Raw genomic sequence first — 21718 nt, 5'->3', positions numbered from 1 at the left:
CGCGGCGCGTCGATGACGCGAGCGCGCACCAGCGGCGTGCAACCAAACAGGAGCTACCCGCATGAGCACTTCAGCCCAAATCGGCATCACCGGGCTCGCGGTCATGGGCCGCAACCTCGCCCGCAACTTCGCCCGCAACGGCTACCCGGTCGCCGTGCACAACCGCACCCCGTCGCGGACCCGCGCCTTGCTGGAGGAGTTCGGCCACGAGGGCAAATTCGTCCCGGCCGAGACCGCCGCCGACTTCGTCGCGGCGCTGGAACGCCCCCGTCGCCTGGTCATCATGGTGAAGGCCGGTGACCCCACCGACGCGGTGATCCAGGAGTTCGCGCCGCTGCTGGAGCCCGGCGACATGATCATCGACGGCGGCAACGCGCACTTCGCGGACACCCGGCGCCGGGAACGCGACCTCCGCGAACAGGGCATCCACTTCGTCGGCACCGGTATCTCCGGCGGTGAGGAGGGCGCGCTGCACGGACCCAGCATCATGCCCGGCGGCTCCGACGAGTCCTACGCCTCGCTCGGACCGATGCTGGAGAAGATCTCCGCCAAGGCCAACGACGGCGCGCCCTGCGTGACGCACATCGGCCCGGACGGTGCGGGCCACTTCGTGAAGATGGTGCACAACGGCATCGAGTACGCGGACATGCAGCTGATCGCCGAGGCGTACCAGCTGCTGCGCGACGTCGCGGGCCACTCCCCCGCCCAGATCGCGGACATCTTCCGCACCTGGAACACCGGCCGCCTCGACTCCTACCTGATCGAGATCACCGCCGAGGTGCTCTCGCACGTGGATGCGGCAACCGGCAAGCCGTTCGTGGACGTGGTCCAGGACCAGGCCGAGCAGAAGGGCACCGGTCGCTGGACCGTGCAGATCGCGCTCGAACTGGGCGTCCCGGTCTCCGGCATCGCCGAGGCGGTGTTCGCGCGCTCGCTGTCCGGCCACACCGCGCTGCGCGAAGCCTCGCGCGGGCTCGCGGGTCCCACGGCCAAGCCGCTGGGCGAGTCCGAGGCCGCCGCGTTCGCCGACCGAGTCGAGCAGGCGCTGTACGCGTCCAAGATCGTGTCGTACACGCAGGGATTCCACGAGATCGCCGCGGGTAGCGCCGAGTACGGCTGGAACGTCGACCTGGGCGGGGTCGCCTCGATCTGGCGCGGCGGATGCATCATCCGCGCCGCGTTCCTGGACCGCATCCGCGCCGCCTACGACACGCGCCCCGACCTCCCGAGCCTGCTGTCCGACGAAACGTTCGCCCAGGAGATCGCAGCAGCCCAGGACGACTGGCGGGAGGTCCTGGTCGCCGCAGTGCGCCAGGGCGTGCCGACGCCGGGCTTCGCCGCAGCGCTCGCGTACTACGACGCACTGCGCGCGGACCGGCTGCCAGCAGCGCTCACCCAAGGTCAACGGGACTACTTCGGCGCCCACACCTACCGCCGCACCGACCGCGAAGGTTCGTTCCACACCCTGTGGGGAGCAGACCGCTCCGAGGTGTCGGCCTAGCAAAGAGGGTGCGCGGACTGACTCGCGCACACCCTCTCAGTTCCCAGGCTGGTCGACGCGCCGGTCGTCCATGTTGGGCCACGCGATGATCTCGTTGGGTTCTACCGGTTGCCGGGGCCGGTGCGCGCCTTCCACGGCCCGCGATGGGTTGGGCGTACCCCACTCGCTGGCTCCGGCGACGTAGATTTTCCCGCGACGGGCGAACTCGCAGAGCGACACCAGCACGCACAGCTGGTACAGCACGCGCTCGATGCGGCCCTGCCCATCCACCACGGCCGACTGCCACGTTTTCGGCACGATTCCCGCCACGGGTATGTTCTGCTCGGCCTCGTAGTAGCGGGCGGTGCCCCAAACCCTGGTGTAGTCGTCCATGAGTTCGCCCAGCGCGGCCATGATCGGCCAGCTCGCGGTTTCGCGGCAGCGAAACTCCAAACCCCCCACCACCAGCAACAGCACCTGCTGGTAGTAGGACGAGTACGTGCTGCGCAACACGGCACGTTCCCGCCGGGCCTGAACGGGTTCGCCTCGTTCGCTGTCGCGCAGCAATTCCCGCAGGCTCTTCTCGCTCACGATGGGATACAGCGCGTCCCGAACGGTGTCGTCCGGGCTTTCCAGCGCTGTCCTGGCCAGCCGAAGCAGCAGGGCGTCCCGCTCGTTCTCGGACAGCGGTTGCCGGGGAACTTCGCAGTCGAGCCGATGCTCCGCCCGTCGCTGGAGTTGGTCGACCAATCCGATCAGGACCCCGACGAGCATGTCGGTGATCTCGCCGCGGCGTGCCGAGCACAGCGCGGCCACCTGCGTCAGCCTGACATCCGCTGGTAAGGCCAGCAGTTCCTCGGGCTTCGAGCGCGCCGCCTGAGCGCGCCACGCATCGACCAGCGCCGCCGGTACACCGTCGAAGAGCCCCGTCGGCAGGCACAACGCCTGCAGCGCGGCCTGCTGGTCGATTTCCCGGATGAGGAACTCCAGGCCGTCCTCGTCGGAGTCGGAATGCAGCTTCGCCAGCAGCATGGTCGGCAGGCCCAGGGCCTGCACGGAGGCGAGTTCGTCGATCTCGCGGATCAGCGCGCCCAAGCTGACCGCGCCCACGTCCTGCTGGAGCTCGGCCAACAGGAGTCCGTAACGGGCTTTCGCATCAGTCAGCAGGGCTTCGAGCCCTTCGGCAGCGGCCCCGAGTCGCGCCGCGATGCGCTCGCACGACCTCGCCTCGAACTGGAGCGAGGCCAGGGTCACCGCGGTCTCGATCTGCGTCCGGCTCGGACGCTCGAACCGTTCGACGCGGCAGTGCGCCTGCAATGCCGCCGCCAAGCGGTCCCAGTCCAGTCCGATGTGCTCGATCTCGTTGGCCAGCCATGCCGACCACCGCAGGACATCCGCCTCCCCAGCGTGGCGAAGTCCGGGTGCGCTGCTGGCCGGGTGTTCGTCCGGCGGCGCAGCATGCAATGCCGAGTTCGACCCGGCGTGGCCCGCTCCCGCACCGTTGCCGGAGTCGACCGGAACCGGGGCGGTACCTGAAACTAATTCAGCAGTGCGGAGGGAAACGGTGGGCTCGTCCCAGTTCGGCCCCGCATCATCGATTCCCTCTTTTCCAAGGTTCAAGATTCATTCGCCCCCTGTCCGCGCAATGCGCACCCGAAAGCTAGCTTTCACACCCGCGACACGATCGAGCGATAACGGTTCGATGCCCGCCAGCAGCTCGTCACGAGACGGCTTCGGCGCGGAAAAGGCGCGTTTCATCGGACAACTTCGCAGTCGAGAAGCGACTGCGAGTTCACCGACAAATGCGGCAGCCCACTCGAAATGATCATCTCCAGCAGACCGGTGATCATCGGGCAGCCGCGAAGACCCACCCGCAACCGCGAAACGCCGAACGAGCAATTCGGCCGTCAGGATCGCCGCGAAGTAGGCCCAGCCGACAAGTAGCGGACACCCGAGAACTCGCGTTCGACGATGGGTCCACAACCGACGGATGCCAGTTGAGCTGGCGGCTATGCCTCGCCGTCAGGCGTGTCCTTCCACAGATCGATCCCGCCGTCCAATGCGTGCTGGTCGATCTCGGCGAGTTCGTCAGCGGACAGCGGAAGGTTGTCCAGCGCCGCGACGTTCTGTTCGAGTTGGCGGACCGTGGATGCGCCGATGACCAGCGAGGTGACCCGCTCATCCCGCAGTGCCCACGCCAGCGCCAACTGCGCGAGCGTCTGGCCTCGCCGCTTGGCGATCTCGTTCAGCGCACGCAGGCGCCGGAGCATCTCCTCGGAGAGCCAAGCGGGGTCCAAGGACTTGCCCTGCACGGCTCGCGAATCCCAGGGAATGCCGTTGAGGTAGCGGTCGGTGAGGATGCCTTGCGCGAGCGCGGTGAATCCGATGACACCGATGCCGAGCTCACCGGCGGCGTCGAGCAAACCGTCCTTCTCGATCCACCGGTTCAACATCGAGTAGGACGGCTGGTGGATCAGCAGCGGGGTCCCGAGTTCTCGCAGGATGGCGGCGGCCTGCCGGGTGCGCTCCGCGTCGTAGGAGGAGATCCCCACGTAGAGGGCCTTGCCTTGGCGCACCGCGGTGTCGAGCGCACCCATCGTCTCCTCCAGCGGCGTGCTCTCGTCGAGCCGGTGCGAGTAGAAGATGTCGACGTAGTCCAGCCCCATCCGCCGCAGCGACTGGTCGAGGGAGGCGAGCACGTACTTGCGCGAACCACCACCCTGCCCGTAGGGGCCGGGCCACATGTCCCACCCGGCCTTCGTGGAGATCACCAGCTCGTCGCGGTACGGCGCGAAGTCCTCCCGCATCAGGCGGCCGAAGTTGATCTCAGCGGCGCCGTAGGGCGGCCCGTAGTTGTTCGCGAGGTCGTGGTGCGTGATCCCGAGGTCGAAGGCGCGGCGTGCGATGGCCCGCTGAACCTCGAAGGGACGGTCGTCGCCGAAGTTGTGCCAGTACCCGAGGGACAGCACGGGGAGGTCGAGTCCCGACCGGCCGGTGCGGCGGTACCGCATCGCTGTGCGGTAGCGGTCGGGTGCGGCGACGTAGTCCATCGAAGTCCTCTCGTGTCGACCGACGAAGGCGTCCGCGATCAGATCGCGAACATGCCCACTCTGCCCAAACCCCGACCTCGAAGTCCAACAGATGCGATCGACCCGACGACGACGGCGTGCCCGCGCACCGAACGACCGCCCGAATCGCCAGCTATGACCGAAATCCACCGGCCAGCCAGTCCTATGTGGATGTTCGCCGGGCAAGACGCCGCTAGCCGGGCTGGCCCGTGGGCCGCTCCGGCAGTGCCATGCCGTGCAGACCTCGGTAGGCGGCGATGGGTGGCGTGCTCCAGCCGTCCGTCAGCTCGTCCGCAGGGCGGTAGACCTCCACGGCGAGCGGTCGGCACACCTCGATGGGATCGCGAGCATCGGGGCCCCAGAACGGAATCGAGAGATCACCGGCCGGGCAGGTGGACAACGCGCAGAGCAGGTCCTGCTCCGCGAAGAACTCGAAGAAGTCGCCCGCCTCCGCCGGTGACGGCTTCATGTAGTACTCGTCCCGGTCGTTGAGACCGGTGCAGGTGAAGATGTTCAGCACGTCGTGCACGTCGAACTCGGTCAAACCGTACGGCAGCACAGCGCGAGTCAGGTTCGAGTGGCAGTGGAAGTCGAAGTCCTCGCCGGTGAGGATCCGGTTGACGTACGGATCGCACCGCGAGCCGAGCAGGTCGTGCACCCGAGCACCATCGCTGTCCACCCCGTACCACTCCAGGGAATCGGCCGTGATCGTCAACAGCGGGCGCAAGTGCGGCAGCGTTGACCAGAGCCGGTCGTACTGGGTCACGTGCGCGCTCTGCAACTGGCGAGTGCGCGACGCCCACAGGCGCTCCCGCGGGTTGTGCCGGTTCCAGACGTTGAAGTCCCCGCATTGCGGTCCTTCCGGGGTGCTCACCCGGCACAACCAACCAGCGGGCACTTCCCATGCGCGACCCGACCGGATCGGGATCACGAAGCGTTCGACGAGCGTCCGGCTCTCGGTGTGCTGGGCGAGCCGGTCGTAGAAGTCCCGGTCGACGTCCATGACGCTGCCAACTGTCGGCTGGTACGAAGCCGCGGGTGATCCCATCTCATTCCTCCCCTGACTCGTGCGCGAGGAACGCACCGCCCACATTTCCCCGCTGTTGCACACTTCGGGCCCGACGAAGCCCATCGAGCACCTGCCGTTCGGAGTCCTCCAGGTAGATCAGCAGAACACCGACGCTCTGGGAGCGGCGCCCTTGCCGCAGCAGCTCGAACAACTCCCGATCACGGGCCGCCCAACCACGCTGGAACTGCTCCTCGTCACACGACTCGGCCCACGCCAATCGCAGCTGGGCGAGCAGCGTCCGGAAGAACTCGTCGAGCCGACAACTGCCCAGGACCGCTATCAACGCCTGGTGGAAGCGCAGGCTCGCCGTTCCGGCCTCGCGCCACCGGCGTGCTTGCTCGGCCCGCTCCTTCGCGACGACCGCAGATTCCATCGCGGCGAACCGTTCCTCGTCGGCCACCGCGCTCTCGGTGGCCGCCTGCATCTCCAGGACTCGCCGGGTGCGGTAGATGTCGCGGACCTCCGAGGCGGTGAAGGTCTTGACGAACACCCCTCGGTTCGGCTCCTGGGTGACCAACCCCTCGGAAGCCAACAGCCGCAGCGCCTCCCGGAGCGTGTTGCGCGAGACGTCCAACTCGGCGGCAACCGATATCTCCCGCAGCGCCGCGCCCGGCACGAGCGCCCCCTCCAGGATGCGCGCGCGGAGCACATCGACGACTCGGCTGGTCGCGCTCAACGCCTCCGCAGATCCACTTCCATCCGACGGCACGCCCCCACGTTAACGTCAGACTGTTCAACAATCAAGGCCAATATCCAGCAGCCCATACGCCAAATTTGGCTCAGTTAACGGACATACCACGGACAACACGCAAAGAGATTGTTGATCAATCTCGACGGCCGCGCCCGAACCGCGCAATCCGCCCACTGCTCGGTCGGTTCCGGTGCCGGGCCAGGAATACCTCGGCGCGGTCTGGAATTGTGCTCGGTATGCGAGCTGTTGGAGTAACCGAGTTCGGTGGGCCGGAGGCCCTTCGCGTCGTCGATGTGCCCGAGCGGCATGCCAGTACCGGCGAGGTGCGCATCCGGGTGCACGCCGCCACGGTCAACCCGACCGACACCTTCATCCGCAACGGGGCTCGGGCCGAGTTGTTGGCCGAGCATCCGCCGCCGTACGTGCCGGGGATGGACGTGGCCGGGGTGCTCGACGAGATCGGCGCGGGCGCGCAGACCGATCTGCGGGTGGGCGATCACGTGATGGCGATAGTGGTGCCCCGCGGGTCGCACGGCGGGTACTCCGAAAGCCTGGTCCTGCCAGCGGAATCGGTCGTTCGCGTCCCGGCCGGGGTGGACGACGTGGCCGCGTCGACGTTGCCGATGAACGGGCTGACCGCCCGGATGGCGTTGGACATGCTCGCGCTGGACGCTGGCCAAGTGCTCGCCGTGACGGGTGCCGCCGGTGCACTCGGTGGTTACGCGATCCAACTCGCCAAAGCCGACGGCCTTCAGGTGATCGCCGACGCCGCCGAGCGCGACCGCGAACTGGTGCGGAGCCTGGGTGCGGACGTCGTGGTCGACCGGGGCGACGATGTGGCCGCCCGGATCCGCGAGGTCGAGCCCGAAGGGGTGCACGGCGTGGTCGACACCGCATTGCTGAACGAGTTGGTGGTTCCCGCCGTGCGAGACGGTGGTGGTGTGGCGACGGTTCGCGGATTCGACGGCGAGGCGGAGCGGAATGTGAAGTACCACCCGGTGTTCGTGCGCGAGTACTTCCGCGAGAACGCGAAGCTCGACCGGCTGCGCCAGCAGGTCGAGGACGGTGCGATCACCCTGCGGGTGGCCCGGACGTTCGAGCCCGAGCAGGCGGGCGAAGCGCACCGGACTCTCGAAGCCGGTGGCACGCGCGGTCGGTTGGTCATCGTCTTCTAAATAGTTGATTTCAGGCTCGTTTTGCGTGGCGGTGCGGGTGGCGGAACCTGAGCGGCCTTCTCGACTGTGGGAGCCCCTGATGTATGTCCAATACGCGGCGGAGGGGCTGTCCTCGCGAGAAAACCGCTCAGAACCCGCGGCGGTGCAAGCGGCGAGGGTGGGTTAAGCGCTGCGCGCTTGCGGCAGCTCACCCGCCGTCGCGTGGGGTATCGCGGCTGCGGCCCAATCAGAAATCAACCATCCAGGGACTGATTCAGGAGTGCCGAGCTCAGGCGTCGCGGGCGCGCAGTTCGCGGCGCAGGAGCTTGCCGGTGACGGTTTTCGGCAGCTCGTCGAGGATCTCGACCTCGCGCGGGTACTTGTAGGCGGCCATGCGCTGCCTGCAGAACTCGACGAGTTCGCCTGGTTCGACGTGCTTTCCCTGGCCCAGGCTCACGTACGCCTTGACCGTTTCGCCGCGGTAGGCGTCGGGGACGCCGACGACGGCTGCCTCCCGGATCGCGTCGTGCTCGTAGAGCACGTCCTCCACCTCGCGGGGCCAGACCTTGTATCCGGCCGCGTTGATCTGGTCCTTCTTGCGGTCGACGAGGTAGAACCAGCCGTCGGCGTCCATGTATCCGACGTCGCCGGTGCGCAGCGCCCCGCCCGGCAGGGCGTTGGCGGTCTCCTCCGGTTTCTGCCAGTAGCCGGGCACCACCTGTGGCCCGGCCGTCACCAGCTCGCCGATCTCCCCCGGTGGCAGGTCCTCGCCCTCGTCGTCGACGATCCGGACCACCGTGCTGTAGACCGGAACCCCGACGGAGAGCGCACCCGAGGTCGAGTCCACCGGTGCCGTCGCGTTCAGCGGAACACCGTGCGACGGCGACGTCGTTTCGGTCAGCCCGTAGATGTTGTGGATGTACTGCCCGAACTGGTCGCGGAACGCGCGCGTCGTGCTCGGCGGGATCGGTGCGCCGCCGGAGTAGATCTTGTGCAGGCTGGCCAGGTCCGCGCGGGCGGCTCCCGGTGCGTTCATCAGCGCGATGAACACCGTGATCGCGCCGACCGTGAAGGTCGCCTGCTCGTCGCGGATCGCTTCGACGGTCAGCGACGGCTCGAACCGGTAGGTCAGCACGAGCGGTGCTGGTAGCAGCAGCGCGAGCGCGGCGTGCCCGATCAGGCCGGTGATGTGGAACAGCGGTGCGACGCCGAGGATCACGTCGCCGGAGTCCAGCCCGATCCAATCCCGGTAGGTCTGGGCGTTGAAGACCACGTTGCGGTGCGTGTTCATGGCGCCCTTCGGCGGACCGGTGGTCCCCGAGGTGTAGGTGAGCACCGCGACGTCCTCCGGCGCGAAGTCGACCGGGTCCGGCCGCTTCCCGCGGAAGTCCTCGATCAGCGTCGCCATGTCGGCCGCGCCTTCGCAGGAAAGTCGTTGCACACCGGCGAAAACGCGCGAATCGTCGCGCGTCTGGTACTCCAGCTCCGAAGTCGTGACCGTCAACTCGACGTCGGTGTCGGCGATGACCGCGCGTGCCGCGGACTCGTGCAGACCTTCCAGGCACACCAGGCCCCGCGCGCCGGAATCCCGCAGCAGCAGGCCGAGTTCGCGCTCCTTGTTCATCGGGTTGATCGCCACCGCGATGCATCCGGCCTTCCAGACCGCCAGCAGGGCGATCAGGAACTGCGGAACGTTCTGCAGGAACAGGCCGATCCGGTCACCGCGCCGCATGCCGCGATCGACCAGGGCGCAGGCGAAGGCGTCGGAGAGGTCGTCCAGCTCCCGGACCGTGATCCGCCCGTCGAAGTACCGGATGACCGTCGCATCCGAAGCCCGACCAACCGCCGCCGCGAACATCGCCAGGGCATTCGGGTACTCGATCTCGATGTCGGCAGGTTGTCCCGCGTCGTAGCGGGCGAGCCAGGGCCGCTCGTCGTACACGCTCATGCCAGTTCCGCCTCCAGTACCGCCTCTCCGCGTTTTTCAGTGGTGGTTACGTCCACACGAATCTCGCGTTTCGCGGTTTCTGGTGGCTGGCTTGCTTCACGGTCCCCTGAGGTGCGGTTGAGGAGGACTGCGGTTGACACCGGGTTACTCATCCGTTCTCCTACGTCGGGTCCGGCGTGGTACTGGAGCGCGCGCCGCATTCGCACCTCGGCATCGCCCTCACCAGTTCCGCAGCGACTTGGTGAGGATCTCGGCGATCTCGTCCTCGCCCACCTCCCGTGGACAGGTCGCCAGCAGCCGTTGCTGCTTCATGGTGCCTGGCACCAGGTTCGGCACATCGCGCTCGGCGTAGCCGACCGCGCCGATGCCGTTGGGGATCCCGATGTCGCGCATCAGGTCGATCAGCGCGCGGGGCAACTGCTCGGCCGGGTCGATCCCGGACTGGTCCGGGGCCAGCAGTTCGGCGGCCCGCTGGTGCCGCTGCGGCGCCGCGGAGAAGGTGAACCGGAACGCCTCCGGCGCGGTCAGCGACACCGCCATCCCGTGCGGCACGATCGGCTCGTCCGGCGGATAACCGGCGGGGACGAAATCGGTCACCATGCCCGCGATCGGGTAGGCGTTGGCGTGCGGGATGTGCACCCCGGCATTGCCGAAGCCCATCCCGGCGAAGGTCGCCGCCATCATCATGTCCGAGCGCGCCTCGACGTCGGTAGCGCCGTCGCGCACCGCTCGCCGGAACGAGCGCGCGATGAGGCCGAGCGCGTGCTCGCACCAAAGGTCCGACACCGGGTTCGAACCGCAGTAGGTGACCCGCTCTTCGGGAGCCTTGCGCCGGAATGACCGGTAATCCCGCGAGGTGTAGGACTCCAGCGCGTGGCACACCACGTCCATCCCGGTCGCGGCGGTCACCTCCGGCGGCACGCTCATGGTCAGCAGCGGGTCGACCACGGCGAGCGTCGGCCGCAGGCGCCAGTGGCTGATCCCGGTCTTCACCTTCATCGACAGCACGTCGAGGATGCACATCGCGGTGCTCTCCGACCCGGTGCCCGCGGTGGTGGGCACCGCCACGAGCGGCTTGAGCGGCCCCGGCGGGTGCTTGGCGAGCCCGACCGGTTTGTTGACGTAGTCCATCAGCTCGCCGGGGTACGTGGTGAGCAGGTTGACCGCCTTCGCGGTGTCGATCGACGAACCCCCGCCGACCGCGATGAACCCGTCCCACGGCCCCTGCTCGTCGGCGTAGCCGACGGCCTTGGCGAAGCTGTCGTCGGTGGGTTCGACGTGCACGCCGTCGAAGATCTCGGCGGTGATGTCGTAGCGGTTGAGGGCGTCGGCGATGCGCTGGGGGACGCCGGTGGCCACGATGCCCGGATCGGTGACGACGAGCACCCGGTTGACGCCGTGCTGGGCGAGGTCGAAACCGATCTCATCGGCGGCACCGGCACCGAACTTCAGCGGTGGCGCGCCCCAGGTGAAGATCGTTTCCTCGGTCTGCTCTCCCGTGTCCATCTGACGTCGCCTCCGTCGAGGTATCCGCGCGGCTCCGGCGCAGCTCTCCTCCGTATACACCGCATCAGAGGAGGAGATCAACGTTCGGCTGTCCGCCAGGCCGAACCGCCGGTCATCAGCAACGCCCGTCGAACGGATCAACGCGGCCAGCGGTCCGGGCCGACGTCCTTGAGGATCGCGGCTAGCGCGGCATCAACGCAACCGCGGGCTCAGGCGGTGTATCCACCGTCTGAGTCGAGCACCGCGCCGGTGATGTAGGAGGCAGCCGGGGTGGCCAGGAAGGTGATCGCGGCGGCGATCTCGGCCGGGTCGCCGACCCGCTGGATCGACAGGCCGGACAACATGAACTTGAGGGTCTCCGGATCCGGCGGCTGCATGCTGGTCTGCATGAGCCCGGCCTGCACGACGTTGACCGTGATGCCCCGCGGTGCCAGGTCGCGAGCGGCACCCTTCGTGTAACCCACCAAACCGGCCTTGGTCGCGGCGTAGTCGGCGAGTCCGGGAACTCCGACGCGGGAGGCGATGCCCGAGCCAACATTGACGATCCGCCCGTTGTCGCGCATCACCTTCGCCGCCGCGCGGATGATGGCCACGATGCCGGTGTAGTTGGTCGCGTACATTCGGTCCAGTGCGGCGACGTCGGCGTCCGGATCGTCGATCGGCCTGCCCTGCTCCACTGACACCGCGGCGTTGTTGACCAGGATGTCCAGCCCGCCGAACCGGGTCACGACATCGTCGATCAACTTTCCAGCCGTGCTGGCATTGGCTTGGTCGGCCTGGAAAGCGCTCGCCCGGACGCCGTCGGCTTCCAGTTCCGCGACGACTTCGAACGCCTTGTCGGCCGAGTTCACATAGGTGATCGCGACATCCGCGCCAGCACCGCCCAGGGACCGCGCGGTCGCCGCACCCAGTCCGCGCGAGCCACCCGTGACCAGAGCCACCTTTCCCTTGAGAGGCTTCGACATCGCCACGTCCCTCCATCCGGCGCTCGGCTGAGCGCGGTTCTCGTCCATTCTTGACCGTTCGGTACACAATAAATTTTAGTGTACCGAACAGTCAAGAATTAGAGTGCGCTCGCCTCTCACCTAGTGGCGGCTCGTCATCTACCGTGCGTCACCAGCGGAAAGTGGCACCGCATGCCACGTCCACAATGGATCGTCGTGGACTGCTCTCACCAGCCCGCGAGGGACCCCGCGTCCACCGGCAGCGTCGCACCCGTCACGAACGACGCGTCGTCGGAGAGCAGCCAAACGACGGCCGCGGCCACCTCCTCGGGCTCCCCGATCCGTTGCAGGGCCTGCGGCTTCATGATCTCCTTCAGTCGCTCGGGGGTGACGCCGCGGGCGAAGCCCGTCATGATCGTCCCCGGAGCGACGGCGTTGACCCGGATGCCGTGCTCGGCGTACTCGACGGCCGCGTTCTTGGTCAAGCCGACGAGTCCGTGCTTGGCGGCCGTGTAAGGCCCCAGCCGCTTCACTCCGCGCAGGCCCGCGTTGGACGCCGTGTTGACGATGGATCCGCCCCCACCGCGCAGCATCTGCCGGATCTGGTGCTTCATCCCGAGGAAGACCCCACGCAGGTTCACCGCGATGATCCTGTCGAAGTCCTCGTCCTCGACATCCGCGAGCAGCCGCCCGCTTGAGCTGATCCCGGCGTTGTTGTGCGCGAAATCGAGCGTACCGAACCGCTCGACGACACCCGCCACCAACGCCTCCTGGTCCTCGGCACGCGAAACATCGCAAGACTGGAATTCGGCCTCGCCGCCCGCCGCCCTGACCAGCCGGACGGTCTCTTCGCCTTCGGCACGTGCGGACGGCAAATCCGACACGAGCACCCGCGCACCCTCCTGGCCAGCGCGGATCGCGGTGGCACGCCCGATCCCGCTAGCCGCGCCGGTCACCAGCCCCGCCTTGCCGGTCATCGACCCCATCAGTCGTCCTCCCGATCTCGGCAACGAATGCCAGGCTGCCACGCTTTCTCCGACTTGCACCGCCGAGTGCTGCGACCACCAACCGGGAGTTCTCCTCGGCGGGCGGGTCACCGCCCGGTGGCAGGTAGGCTGACCTCCCGGAATTCGGTGGAGGCGGGAGGAACGGTTGGGCGCGGACAGCGTCAGCGGCGGATCGTCGGCCGACGTGCACTACCTCCGGGTCAAGTCGGATCTGCTCAGCGGGCGGTTCCCGCCGGGGACGGTGCTGCTGGAGACCGCGCTCGGCAAGATGTACGGCGTTTCCCGGACTCCGATGCGCGAGGCGCTGGCCCGGTTGGCGCAGGACCGGCTGATCGAGCGCTCCGCCCGCGGGTTCGTGGTCCGGGAGCGTTCGGCGGAGGAGATCTTGGCGATCTACGAGGCCCGCATCCCGCTGGAGACGACTGCGGCCGCGCTGGCCGCCGAGCGTCGGGGCAGCCTCGACCTCGAACGGCTCGACCACCTGCTGGATGCCCGCCGCGCGGCGACGGACCCGGCGACGCACGTCGGGCTGAACGAGCAGTTCCACCGCGCGCTGCGGGCCGCCGCGCGCAGCGAGGTCATCGCCTCGACGCTTGAGCAGCTCGACGACCTGCTGACCGTGTACCGACCGGATCGCTCGGCGGCGAAGGTCGTCGACCGGACGGTCGAGGAGCACGAAGCGGTGCTCGACGCGGTGCGCGAGACGGATGGCGAGCGCGCTCGCGCGGCGATGTCCGAACACCTGGTGCGGATGCGCGATCTGCGAGTGGCGACTCTCGTTCGGCTGTCCACTGGCTGAGACGGGAAAACCGGCGCGTTGACCCGTACCTACCCCGCGTATACGTTCGTATACGCGATCTCGTGCTCAGGAGGGAGGCGCATGGCCGAGGGGCTGATGGACGCGCGCCGGTCCTGGGGCGCGACCCGCGGCGCCGCTTCGAGCGCCGTCCTGCTGGTCCGGCGCCGGTGCGTGGACCTGTTGCTGGTCACCGCCTGCCTGTGTCGCGGCTGAACCGCGGTTGAGCTCGCCGCCGAGGCGGCTCAACCCGAGGTCGTTTTCCGCGCGATTCTCCGGTTCTCTGTCAGCTCCCTCGTCGCGGCGCCCATCGTCGGGCGACTGCTTCCCCTGTGCCGAAGGGCAGTTCTCGTCATGTCCGAACCTTCTCGACGCATGCATCTCGGCCTGACCATCTGGCCGACTGGTTTTCATCCCGCGGCTTGGCGGATCCCCGGATCCCGCAGCGACGGCAACTCGAATCCGGCCCTGCTGCAACAGGCCGCGCGCACCGCCGAGCGCGGCGTGTTCGACTTCTTCTTCATCGGCGACCGGTTGGTCGGGCTGACCGCGTCCCAGTTCGCGGCGCCCAACGAAGTCCTGCGACCGGAGGCGTTGACGCTGGCCGCGAACATCGCCGGGGTGACCGAGCGGATCGGCCTGATCACCACGATCAACACCACGTATTCGGACCCCTACAACGTCGCGCGGGCGACGGCGACCATCGATCACCTCAGCCGCGGCCGGGTGGGGTTGAACATCGTGACCGGCAAGAACGTCGAGGCGGCCCGCAACTTCGGGCGCGAACAGCATTGGGACAACGCCCGCCGCTACGACTGGGCCACCGAGTACATCCAGGTCCTGCGGTTGCTGTGGGACAGCTGGGAGGACGATGCCCGGGTGGCCGATCCCGCGACCGGCCAGTTCGTGGATCCAGAACGGGTGCACCGCATCGACTTCCAGGGCGAGTTCTTCTCCGTCGCCGGGCCGTTGAACGTCGAACGTCCCGTCCAGGGCCAGCTTCCGATCGTCAACGCGGGCGCATCCGAGCGCTCCCGCGAACTCGGTGCGGAGTACTCGGATCTGCGGTTCACCAATTCGTCGCGGCTCGGGCTGGCTGACGCTCGCGCCTACTACGCGGACCTGAAGGGCCGGTTGGCCCAGCACGGCCGCGAACCATCGGAGCAGCTCATCATTCCGGGCATGGCCGTCTACGTGGCGGAGACGGAAAGCGCCGCGCGGGAGGCGTACTCGACGTTGCAAGGCTTGCTGGAAACGGGAACGGCTGGACGCGCGCAGCTGTCCGACGTCCTCGGCACCGATCTCGCTGCGGCGCGGGGAGATGCACCGCTGGATGACGTCGTCGAGCTCGCCGGTCTTCCTCCCGAGGCGAGCCAGCTCGTGGCGTCGGCTCGCGAGCTCTACGGACACGAGCGCGTGACGGTCGCGGAGGTCACCGCCGCTCTGGTCCGCGGCGGTTTGTTCAAGGAGGTCGTCGGGTCGCCGACGAAGGTGGCCGATGTCCTGGAGGAGTGGTTCAGCACCGGCGCGGCCGACGGGTTCATGATCTTCCCACCGCGGGTGCCGCACGGCGTCGAAGCGTTCGTCGACCTCGTGGTTCCGGAGCTCCAGCGACGCGGGCTGCACCACCGCGAATACGCGGGTACGACGTTGCGCGACCACCTCGGTTTGCGGCGGCCGCGCAACCGGTTCACCGCCGCAGCGGCGACCGCGGCGGTGCCCGAATGAGCGCGCCGGTGTTCGTCAGCGCGTCCGAACTCGCTGACCTGCTCGACAAGAACCGGGACGACGTGCGGCTGCTGGAAGTTCGCCGCGAACCGGACGGCGCGAGCAGTGCCGATCCGATCGGTCATCTGCCCGGCGCGGTCGCCGTCGACCTGGTCACGGAACTCGCCCGGAACGACGCGCCACCCGCCCAGGGCCGCCGTCCCCTGCCTCGGATCGACGAGCTGCAACGCGCCGCCCGGCGCTGGGGTTTGCGCAACGACTCCACTGCGGTGGTCTATGACGATCGCAGCGGGCTGGTCGCGGCCCGAGCCTGGTGGGTGCTGCGCTGGGCGGGTCTAGAACGGGTCCGCATCCTCGACGGCGGGCTGCGCGCGTGGACGGCCGTTGGTCGCGCGCTGGGAGCGCTGGCCGATGACGTTCCGCCCGGTGACGTGACACTGCGCGGCGGCGCGCTGCCCGAGCTGAACACCGACGAGGCCGCCGAACTAGCGGCCCGGAACCTGCTGATCGACGCGCGGGCGGAGGACGCGTTCCACGCTGGACACATTCCGAACGCCCGCAACATCAGCTCCCGAGACGCACTCGGTCCGGATGGCACCTTGCGCGACGCCGCTGAGTTGCGTGCGCACTACGGGCTCGCCGCGCCTGGTGCACCGGTTCCGGGAATGTCCTGCGGGGGCGGTGTCGCTGGCGCATTCGGGGTCGCGGTGCTGGCGCATCTCGGCTTCACAGCACCGCTGTACGTCGGCTCGTTCTCCGCGTGGAGCGCCGATCCCGATCGCCCGGTGGCAACCGGACCGGAACCCTCCACAGTGGAGGATCCACGGTGAGCGCCCGCAGTTCCGGCGGAACGGCTTCCGCCACGCACGCTGCGCCGCCCGATGACAGCGGCCGGCAGCGCCCAGGTGGCGTTTCCACGATCGGAGACGAACTTCTCGAACGCGACCGCAGGCACGCGGTGCGCTTCCGCCGCGCCGTCCTGGTTGGCCGGTTCGCCGTGGCGGTGGTCGTGCTCGGCGCCTGGCAGCTCACCTCGGACCGGATCGTTCCCGCGTTCTACGTGTCCTCGCCCGCCGCGATCGCCGGTCGACTCGCCGAGCTGGTCACCAGCGGCGAGCTGTGGCCGCACCTCACCCAGACCCTCGTCGAGGTGGCCATCGGACTGCTGGTGGGCGTGCCGATCGGCATGCTGCTCGGGATCGTCCTCGGTTTCTCCCAGTTGCTCAGCGGATGGCTGCTGCCGTACCTGATGGCGCTCTACAGCCTGCCTCGGGTGGCGCTCGCGCCGTTGTTCATCGTGTGGTTCGGCGTCGGGCTGCTCTCGAAGATCACCATGGTCGTGACGATGGTGCTGTTCGTTATCTTCTACAACGTCTACCAGGGCGTGCGGGAGATCGACCCCGATCTGCTCGACGTGGCCCGCTCGTTCCGCGCCCGGCGCTGGCAAACCGGGTACTGGATCGTGCTGCCCTCGCTGGTGCCGTGGTTGATCACCGCGCTGCGGCTGTCCATCGGCATCGCGCTCATCGGTGCCGTCATCGCCGAGATGATCGCCGCCAGCGCCGGTCTCGGCTACTACATCAAGTACTCCTCCGGATTGCTCGACGTGACCGGGGTTTTCGCCGGTCTTGCCGTGATCACGGTGCTGGCGATCGTCCTCGACCAACTCCTCAAATGGGCCGAGCGCCGGGTACTGCGCCACCACTGACCACTCCAGCACTCGTCTGAGACCTGCACCGAAATGCGAGGAACGACCTATGACCCGCACCAAGCGCTGGCGCTGGGCCGCTGCCCTGGCAATCACCGCCGCAGTCGCCACCGGCTGCTCCGCCGAGGCCGGACCACCGTCCATCCGGGTCGGCATCGTCTGCGGCGGCATCAGCCTGGCCGCCATCACCATCGACGAAGGCGGCCTGCCGGACGGCCTCCAGGCGCAGAAGACCTGCTTCGACAGCGGCTCCGACGCCGTGCAGGCACTGGCTGGCGGCAGCATCGACGCCTTCGTCGGAGCAGGCGAGCACATCGTGAACAACCGGGCCAAGGGGCTCGACGTCAAGGGCTACGCGGTGGTCAGCGAGAAACCGCCCTACTCCCTGGTCAGCCCGACCTCGGCCCCGGTGGCGCAGGTCGCCGACCTCGCTGGCAAGTCCGTTGCCGTCACCGCGCCAGGAAGCCTGTCGGACACCGAACTCCAGCGGGCGGCCGCCGAAGCCGGGATCGCCTACAAAGGACTGCGCGTGGTGGGCGCCGGAACCGGAGCCACCATGCAGGCCACGATCGAGAAGGGTGGCGCCGCCGCCGGAATGGTCAGCGATCCACTGCTGACGACCATGGTCCAGTCCGGCAAGTTCACCGTGACCTGGCAGCCGTCGTTCCGCTACGTCGCCCTCGCGGTGATCGCCAAATCCTCCTGGGTCGACGACCACCAGCCCGCCATGCGGGCCTTCGTCAAAGCCTTGCGCGCCACGCAGGACCGCGCGGAGTCCGACCCGACGAGCCTGCTGGCCGCCGCGCAGCAGCAAGCACCCGGACTGAGCCAGCAGGTGCTGGCAGCCGTGCTCCAGGCAACGCTCGACCAGGCACCCGCCGGGCTCACCATCGACGAGGGGCCCTATCGGGACACCACGCAGGTGCTGGTCCAAGTTGGACAGACGCAGCAGGACAAGATCCCGGCATTCGCCGACGCCTTCGACTTCCGCCTCTTGGGACGACCATGACGATGCCCGACATCCGCAATCCCACACCGCCAGCCGAGGTCGCCGTGCAGGACCTGCGCGTCGCCTACCGCACCCGCAGCGGCCGTCACCTCGCCCTCGACGGAGCCGAACTCAGCGTCACCGCAGGGGAATTCGTCGCGCTGGTCGGTCCGAGCGGATGCGGCAAGTCGACGCTGCTCAAGGCCGTCGCTGGGCTCGTCGAACCGGCGACCGGCGGCGCTCGCATCGGTGGGCAGCCGGTCACCGGGCCGCCAGCCGGGGTGGGAATGCTGTTCCAGAACGACGCCCTGCTGCCCTGGCGCACCGTGCACGAGAACGTGCGGCTGCCCCTCCAGGTCGCGGGCGGCAGCCGCGCCGAGCAGAACGTGCGGATCCGCGAACTGCTCGACCAAGTCGGCCTCACCGAGTTCGCGAACTACCTGCCCCGCCAGCTCTCCGGCGGCATGCGCAAACGCGTCGCCCTCGCGCGAACACTCGCCGCGGACCCGGTGCTGTTCCTCATGGACGAGCCGTTCGGGCCGCTCGACGCCCTGACCCGGCGGCGCATCGGCGCGGAATTCCTGCTGCTGTGGGAAGAACTGCGCACCACCGTGATCTTCGTGACGCACGACGTCGATGAAGCGCTGCTGCTCGCCGACCGGGTCGTCGTCATGAACCCGGCGCCAGGACGGGTGCGCGCGGAGTTCCCGGTAACGCTCGACCGGCCGCGCAACGCCCGCGAACTGCGGTTCACGTCGCGATACCGGGACCTCTACGAAGCCATTTCCGACGCGCTCGGCCTTTCCGACCCGGACTGAGCCCAGCGCGGCGCACGGTTGGCTGAACTGGCCCGGGACACCGGTGCGGTCAACTGGCCGGGGACGGCCCAGGACCGCAATATCGGCAGGGTACGCGGGTGCGGGAGGGCTTGGAGATGTCTCGATTCGACCTGCCGGAGGAACTGCCGATGCTGCTGGCCGAGTACGGCCAGCTCGTCGTGCAGCTCTCCGACGCCTGCCCGGCGGAGGCCGAGCTGATCCAGCAACGCCTGGTCGAGCTCGACGCCGTGATCGACTGCCGGGTCGCCGCGATCGGCACCCTCGGCATGTCACGGTTGCAGGTCACGCCCGCCGCTGGTGGCAGTGGCGAGGTAGGCCCGGTCGCGTCGTTGCAGATCGGCGAAGAACCGCACCATGCCAGCCTGTCCGTGCAGCACCATGGCCAGCTCTTGCGGCGCGCCCTCGGCCGCGCGGTCGAGCTCGTCGGCCATGCACTCCAGCAGTGCGGCCCGTTCGGCGTGATCGTGAGTGGCCGCGCAGCGCCGCATGAGCTCGCGCACACGCACCACGCCCGTCTGCGGATACCGTTCGAAAGACACATCAGCCACGCTCATGCGCCAACCTTTCCGGGTGTGCTGGGGAGGGTGTCCAGCGAGATGCCAGCCGAGTAGTACCGCACCCGGCAAACTCGGGCAGGGCGCACCGCGGCCACGGATCCGGCCACGCGGCGATAACGTCTCCGCGACGGAGGCATTCGTGCAGCGTGATAAGGCTCTGTCCCACGATCGAGCGGATTTGCGCCATCGCCCGTCCGCGAGCTCAGGACCGGGCGCCACGCGCCGGAGTTCGCGCCCGACCCGATCGGGCCGGTGCGCATTCCCGGCTCCGGCCGCGCCGGGCGAGACTAACGGGCCGTTCTCCGACACTGTCGAGCGATCAGCCTGCGACCGGAACTGCCGTGGTGGCCAAGGACTCCGCCACCGGCTCGTGCGTTCACCCGGACGCGGTGGCCGAAGCGAGCTTCGGCGTGCCCCGAAGGAGTCAGCCGACGCCTAAACCAGCCGAACGAGTGAGACGGCCCTGCTGAGCTGGAGCAACCCGATCGCCACAGCTGCCGCGCGGACGGTGCGCGGCCACCCGCCGCAGCCGGGCCAGGCATCGGATTCGGCGCTGCGGATCATGCGTTGACGCAGGTCAGCACACGGCCGATGGCTGCCCGATCGATTGCGACCGGCCCGCAGTGCTCCCCCACGTGGGCGGTAGCAGCCCTGCTCTCTTCAACAGGACACCCGATCTGACAGCGCGTAGCTTGCGCGTGGGAATGATCGCGACCGGTCCACGGCCGCGACCAATCCCGCGCCCCTTCTTTCGGGGGCCGACCCCCGGGGCCCGCCCCCTGCAGCCACCGGAGGGGTCGGTTCCCTTCCCAACGGCGGTGGCGCACGGTGTCCCCCCAGGCCGTCGCCACCGCCGCAAGCTTACGACTGGTAGTTGCATGAGCACATACCGACACCACGTGTTGGCCCCGCTGTGTTGCTCGCCCGTGCGTACCGAACCGCGAAGATCACCCGAATGGGGTGCCGCGGATCGCCAACACACCGGCGGGCCGTTCGACGACGGCGTCCAATGAGGACACCGCGGAGTACGAAGCGGACAATTCCGGAAACCGCGGCGGCGGATCGCTGCGAGCTCGACCGTCGGCGACCACCTGTTCAGGTTTTTCCTGGACGGTTGCGCGGCGACGGCGTTGCCGGTGCAGGATCGTGAGGTCCGCAGCCGTGGTGCGTGGTGAACGGAAAGGGCGGGCATGCCGCAAGCGGATCTCGTGCTCGAAGGCGGAGGGGTCAAAGGACTCGGCACCGTGGCGGCCGTCATCCGGCTGCTGGAACACGGCTACCGCTTCCCCCGGATCGCCGGGACGTCCGCAGGCGCGATGGTGGGCGCGCTCGCCGCTGCGGGAGCCGACGCGGCGCGGATCCGGAACGTCCTGGGATGCCTGGACCTGTCGCGGATACCCGACCGGCGACGGCCCGGTCTGCCGCTGATCAGCGAAGGACTGGCGCTGGTCACCCGCAGTGGCGCCTACGCTGGCGATTACCTGCAGGACTGGTTGGATCGCGAGCTGCGCGCCCTCGGCGCCGCGACGTTCGGCGATCTCCGCCGCCACGACGAGGACGCCGACGGCGATGACGCCACGCTGCGGCCGGACCAGCGGTACAAGCTCGTCGTGCTGGTCACCGACATCACGCACGGCCGACTGCTGCGGCTGCCCTGGGACTACCACCTGCTCCACCTGGACCCCGATAGCCAGTCGGTCGCCGAGGCGGTGCGGATGTCGATGTCGCTGCCGCTGTTCTTCGAGCCGCAGCGGCTCACCGATCCGGTCACCGGCGAGGTGTCGCTGATCGTGGACGGTGCGGTGCTGTCGAACTTCGCCGTTGAGATCTTCGACCGCGCCGACGGAGTCCGGCGCCGTTGGCCCACCTTCGGCATCCGCCTGCTCCCCGATCTGCCCAAGGGGATCGGCGAGGTCTTCCCAGGGCTCGGCCTGCCGCTGCCGCCGCCGTTCGAGTTGCTCAAGAAGGTGCTCATCACGGCAGTTGTCGGACACGACCAGACCCAGCTCAGCCGTCCCGAGGTCCGCGACCGGATGATCACCGTCGACACCTCCGATGTGGGGATCACCGAATTCGACATCTCCCCGGACAGCCGCGACACGCTGATCCGCAACGGACGTGATGCCGTGGACCGGTTCCTGGCCACGCGGAACGGCCAGGCCCTGCGCACCACTCTTCCGGCGAAGTTCGACGCGCAACCCCGAGCGGGGACACACGCCGACTGAACGACCGCAG

General features: G+C 68.6%; 20 protein-coding genes. 11 read left to right on the top strand and 9 right to left on the bottom strand.

The features are described from left to right. Positions 1 to 61: 61 nt before the first annotated feature. Positions 62 to 1501, top strand: coding sequence for an NADP-dependent phosphogluconate dehydrogenase (gene gnd / locus MOQ72_RS01135; RefSeq protein WP_242179870.1), 1440 nt, complete (start codon positions 62 to 64; stop codon positions 1499 to 1501). 36 nt (positions 1502 to 1537) lie between these two features. On the opposite strand, the gene MOQ72_RS01130 is transcribed toward gnd, so the two are convergent. The 4 genes from MOQ72_RS01130 to MOQ72_RS01115 form a co-directional block, all read right to left on the bottom strand. Beyond that, on the bottom strand, positions 1538 to 2944 hold the full coding sequence (locus MOQ72_RS01130) for a hypothetical protein (RefSeq protein WP_242179869.1): 1407 nt from the start codon (positions 2942 to 2944) through the stop codon (positions 1538 to 1540). A 545-nt stretch (positions 2945 to 3489) separates the two neighbouring features. Beyond that, positions 3490 to 4530, bottom strand: coding sequence for an L-glyceraldehyde 3-phosphate reductase (gene mgrA / locus MOQ72_RS01125; protein WP_242179868.1), 1041 nt, complete (start codon positions 4528 to 4530; stop codon positions 3490 to 3492). 211 nt (positions 4531 to 4741) lie between these two features. After that, the gene (locus tag MOQ72_RS01120) at positions 4742 to 5596 is read right to left on the bottom strand and encodes an urea carboxylase-associated family protein (RefSeq protein WP_242179867.1); all 855 of its coding nucleotides are present in this window, start codon (positions 5594 to 5596) and stop codon (positions 4742 to 4744) included. Between the two features lies 1 nt (position 5597). Further along, the gene (locus MOQ72_RS01115; protein WP_242179866.1) at positions 5598 to 6326 is read right to left on the bottom strand and encodes a GntR family transcriptional regulator; all 729 of its coding nucleotides are present in this window, start codon (positions 6324 to 6326) and stop codon (positions 5598 to 5600) included. A gap of 218 nt (positions 6327 to 6544) precedes the next feature. On the opposite strand from MOQ72_RS01115, the gene MOQ72_RS01110 reads away from it, so the two are divergent. Continuing rightward, on the top strand, positions 6545 to 7483 hold the full coding sequence (locus tag MOQ72_RS01110; RefSeq protein WP_242179865.1) for an NADP-dependent oxidoreductase: 939 nt from the start codon (positions 6545 to 6547) through the stop codon (positions 7481 to 7483). A gap of 268 nt (positions 7484 to 7751) precedes the next feature. Here the strand turns inward: MOQ72_RS01110 and MOQ72_RS01105 are convergent, their stop codons facing one another. From MOQ72_RS01105 to MOQ72_RS01085, 5 genes are all read right to left on the bottom strand, one after another. After that, a complete protein-coding gene (locus MOQ72_RS01105; protein WP_242179864.1) occupies positions 7752 to 9410 on the bottom strand; it encodes an AMP-binding protein in 1659 nt (552 codons plus the stop codon). Continuing rightward, positions 9407 to 9562 carry a hypothetical protein gene (locus MOQ72_RS01100; protein ID WP_242179863.1) on the bottom strand — a complete coding sequence of 52 codons (156 nt, stop codon included), beginning with the start codon at positions 9560 to 9562 and terminating at the stop codon, positions 9407 to 9409. The genes MOQ72_RS01105 and MOQ72_RS01100 overlap by 4 nt, the downstream gene beginning before the upstream one ends. A 67-nt stretch (positions 9563 to 9629) precedes the next feature. After that, positions 9630 to 10916: a hydroxyacid-oxoacid transhydrogenase gene (locus MOQ72_RS01095; RefSeq protein ID WP_242179862.1), complete on the bottom strand. Its 1287-nt coding sequence runs from the start codon at positions 10914 to 10916 to the stop codon at positions 9630 to 9632. A 209-nt stretch (positions 10917 to 11125) separates the two neighbouring features. Continuing rightward, positions 11126 to 11881, bottom strand: a complete 756-nt coding sequence (locus MOQ72_RS01090) for an SDR family NAD(P)-dependent oxidoreductase (protein ID WP_242179861.1) — start codon at positions 11879 to 11881, stop codon at positions 11126 to 11128. Between the two features lie 206 nt (positions 11882 to 12087). Then, the gene (locus tag MOQ72_RS01085) at positions 12088 to 12846 is read right to left on the bottom strand and encodes an SDR family NAD(P)-dependent oxidoreductase (RefSeq protein ID WP_242179860.1); all 759 of its coding nucleotides are present in this window, start codon (positions 12844 to 12846) and stop codon (positions 12088 to 12090) included. Positions 12847 to 13012: 166 nt separating this feature from the next. Between MOQ72_RS01085 and MOQ72_RS01080 the strand changes: the two genes are divergently transcribed. The 9 genes from MOQ72_RS01080 (at position 13013) to MOQ72_RS01045 (ending at position 21708) form a co-directional block, all read left to right on the top strand. Continuing rightward, positions 13013 to 13666, top strand: a complete 654-nt coding sequence (locus MOQ72_RS01080; RefSeq protein ID WP_242179859.1) for a GntR family transcriptional regulator — start codon at positions 13013 to 13015, stop codon at positions 13664 to 13666. Between the two features lie 81 nt (positions 13667 to 13747). Continuing rightward, on the top strand, positions 13748 to 13879 hold the full coding sequence (locus MOQ72_RS44240) for a hypothetical protein (protein WP_277953341.1): 132 nt from the start codon (positions 13748 to 13750) through the stop codon (positions 13877 to 13879). A 138-nt stretch (positions 13880 to 14017) separates the two neighbouring features. Beyond that, positions 14018 to 15391, top strand: a complete 1374-nt coding sequence (locus MOQ72_RS01075) for an NtaA/DmoA family FMN-dependent monooxygenase (protein WP_242179858.1) — start codon at positions 14018 to 14020, stop codon at positions 15389 to 15391. Beyond that, entirely contained in the window at positions 15388 to 16221 is an 834-nt protein-coding gene (locus MOQ72_RS01070; protein ID WP_242179857.1) for a sulfurtransferase, read from the top strand. The genes MOQ72_RS01075 and MOQ72_RS01070 overlap by 4 nt, the downstream gene beginning before the upstream one ends. Then, positions 16218 to 17099 (top strand): ABC transporter permease, encoded by an 882-nt coding sequence (locus MOQ72_RS45070; protein WP_242179856.1) that lies wholly within the window; start codon positions 16218 to 16220, stop codon positions 17097 to 17099. The genes MOQ72_RS01070 and MOQ72_RS45070 overlap by 4 nt, the downstream gene beginning before the upstream one ends. 49 nt (positions 17100 to 17148) lie before the next feature. Next, positions 17149 to 18108, top strand: a complete 960-nt coding sequence (locus MOQ72_RS01060) for an ABC transporter substrate-binding protein (RefSeq protein WP_242179855.1) — start codon at positions 17149 to 17151, stop codon at positions 18106 to 18108. Continuing rightward, on the top strand, positions 18105 to 18905 hold the full coding sequence (locus tag MOQ72_RS01055; protein WP_242179854.1) for an ABC transporter ATP-binding protein: 801 nt from the start codon (positions 18105 to 18107) through the stop codon (positions 18903 to 18905). Before MOQ72_RS01060 ends, MOQ72_RS01055 begins: the two co-directional genes overlap by 4 nt. 116 nt (positions 18906 to 19021) lie before the next feature. Next, positions 19022 to 19537 carry a hypothetical protein gene (locus tag MOQ72_RS01050; protein WP_242179853.1) on the top strand — a complete coding sequence of 172 codons (516 nt, stop codon included), beginning with the start codon at positions 19022 to 19024 and terminating at the stop codon, positions 19535 to 19537. A 1136-nt stretch (positions 19538 to 20673) separates the two neighbouring features. Then, positions 20674 to 21708: a patatin-like phospholipase family protein gene (locus MOQ72_RS01045; RefSeq protein ID WP_242179852.1), complete on the top strand. Its 1035-nt coding sequence runs from the start codon at positions 20674 to 20676 to the stop codon at positions 21706 to 21708. Positions 21709 to 21718: the final 10 nt, after the last annotated feature.

The sequence above is a fragment of the Saccharopolyspora soli genome (assembly GCF_022678645.1).
Classification (GTDB): Bacteria; Actinomycetota; Actinomycetes; order Mycobacteriales; family Pseudonocardiaceae; genus Saccharopolyspora; species Saccharopolyspora soli.
Note: the sequence above shows the minus strand (reverse complement) of the source record. Positions and strands in the feature narration are given on the sequence as shown.

Coding starts and splice junctions, on each gene's coding strand:
- gnd (WP_242179870.1), top strand. CDS start 62: ATGAGCACTTCAGCCCAAATCGGCATCACCGGGCTCGCGGTCATGGGC.
- mgrA (WP_242179868.1), bottom strand. CDS start 4,530: ATGGACTACGTCGCCGCACCCGACCGCTACCGCACAGCGATGCGGTAC.
- MOQ72_RS01120 (WP_242179867.1), bottom strand. CDS start 5,596: ATGGGATCACCCGCGGCTTCGTACCAGCCGACAGTTGGCAGCGTCATG.
- MOQ72_RS01110 (WP_242179865.1), top strand. CDS start 6,545: ATGCGAGCTGTTGGAGTAACCGAGTTCGGTGGGCCGGAGGCCCTTCGC.
- MOQ72_RS01105 (WP_242179864.1), bottom strand. CDS start 9,410: ATGAGCGTGTACGACGAGCGGCCCTGGCTCGCCCGCTACGACGCGGGA.
- MOQ72_RS01100 (WP_242179863.1), bottom strand. CDS start 9,562: ATGAGTAACCCGGTGTCAACCGCAGTCCTCCTCAACCGCACCTCAGGG.
- MOQ72_RS01095 (WP_242179862.1), bottom strand. CDS start 10,916: ATGGACACGGGAGAGCAGACCGAGGAAACGATCTTCACCTGGGGCGCG.
- MOQ72_RS01090 (WP_242179861.1), bottom strand. CDS start 11,881: ATGTCGAAGCCTCTCAAGGGAAAGGTGGCTCTGGTCACGGGTGGCTCG.
- MOQ72_RS01085 (WP_242179860.1), bottom strand. CDS start 12,846: ATGGGGTCGATGACCGGCAAGGCGGGGCTGGTGACCGGCGCGGCTAGC.
- MOQ72_RS44240 (WP_277953341.1), top strand. CDS start 13,748: ATGGCCGAGGGGCTGATGGACGCGCGCCGGTCCTGGGGCGCGACCCGC.
- MOQ72_RS01075 (WP_242179858.1), top strand. CDS start 14,018: ATGTCCGAACCTTCTCGACGCATGCATCTCGGCCTGACCATCTGGCCG.
- MOQ72_RS01070 (WP_242179857.1), top strand. CDS start 15,388: ATGAGCGCGCCGGTGTTCGTCAGCGCGTCCGAACTCGCTGACCTGCTC.
- MOQ72_RS01060 (WP_242179855.1), top strand. CDS start 17,149: ATGACCCGCACCAAGCGCTGGCGCTGGGCCGCTGCCCTGGCAATCACC.
- MOQ72_RS01055 (WP_242179854.1), top strand. CDS start 18,105: ATGACGATGCCCGACATCCGCAATCCCACACCGCCAGCCGAGGTCGCC.
- MOQ72_RS01050 (WP_242179853.1), top strand. CDS start 19,022: ATGTCTCGATTCGACCTGCCGGAGGAACTGCCGATGCTGCTGGCCGAG.
- MOQ72_RS01045 (WP_242179852.1), top strand. CDS start 20,674: ATGCCGCAAGCGGATCTCGTGCTCGAAGGCGGAGGGGTCAAAGGACTC.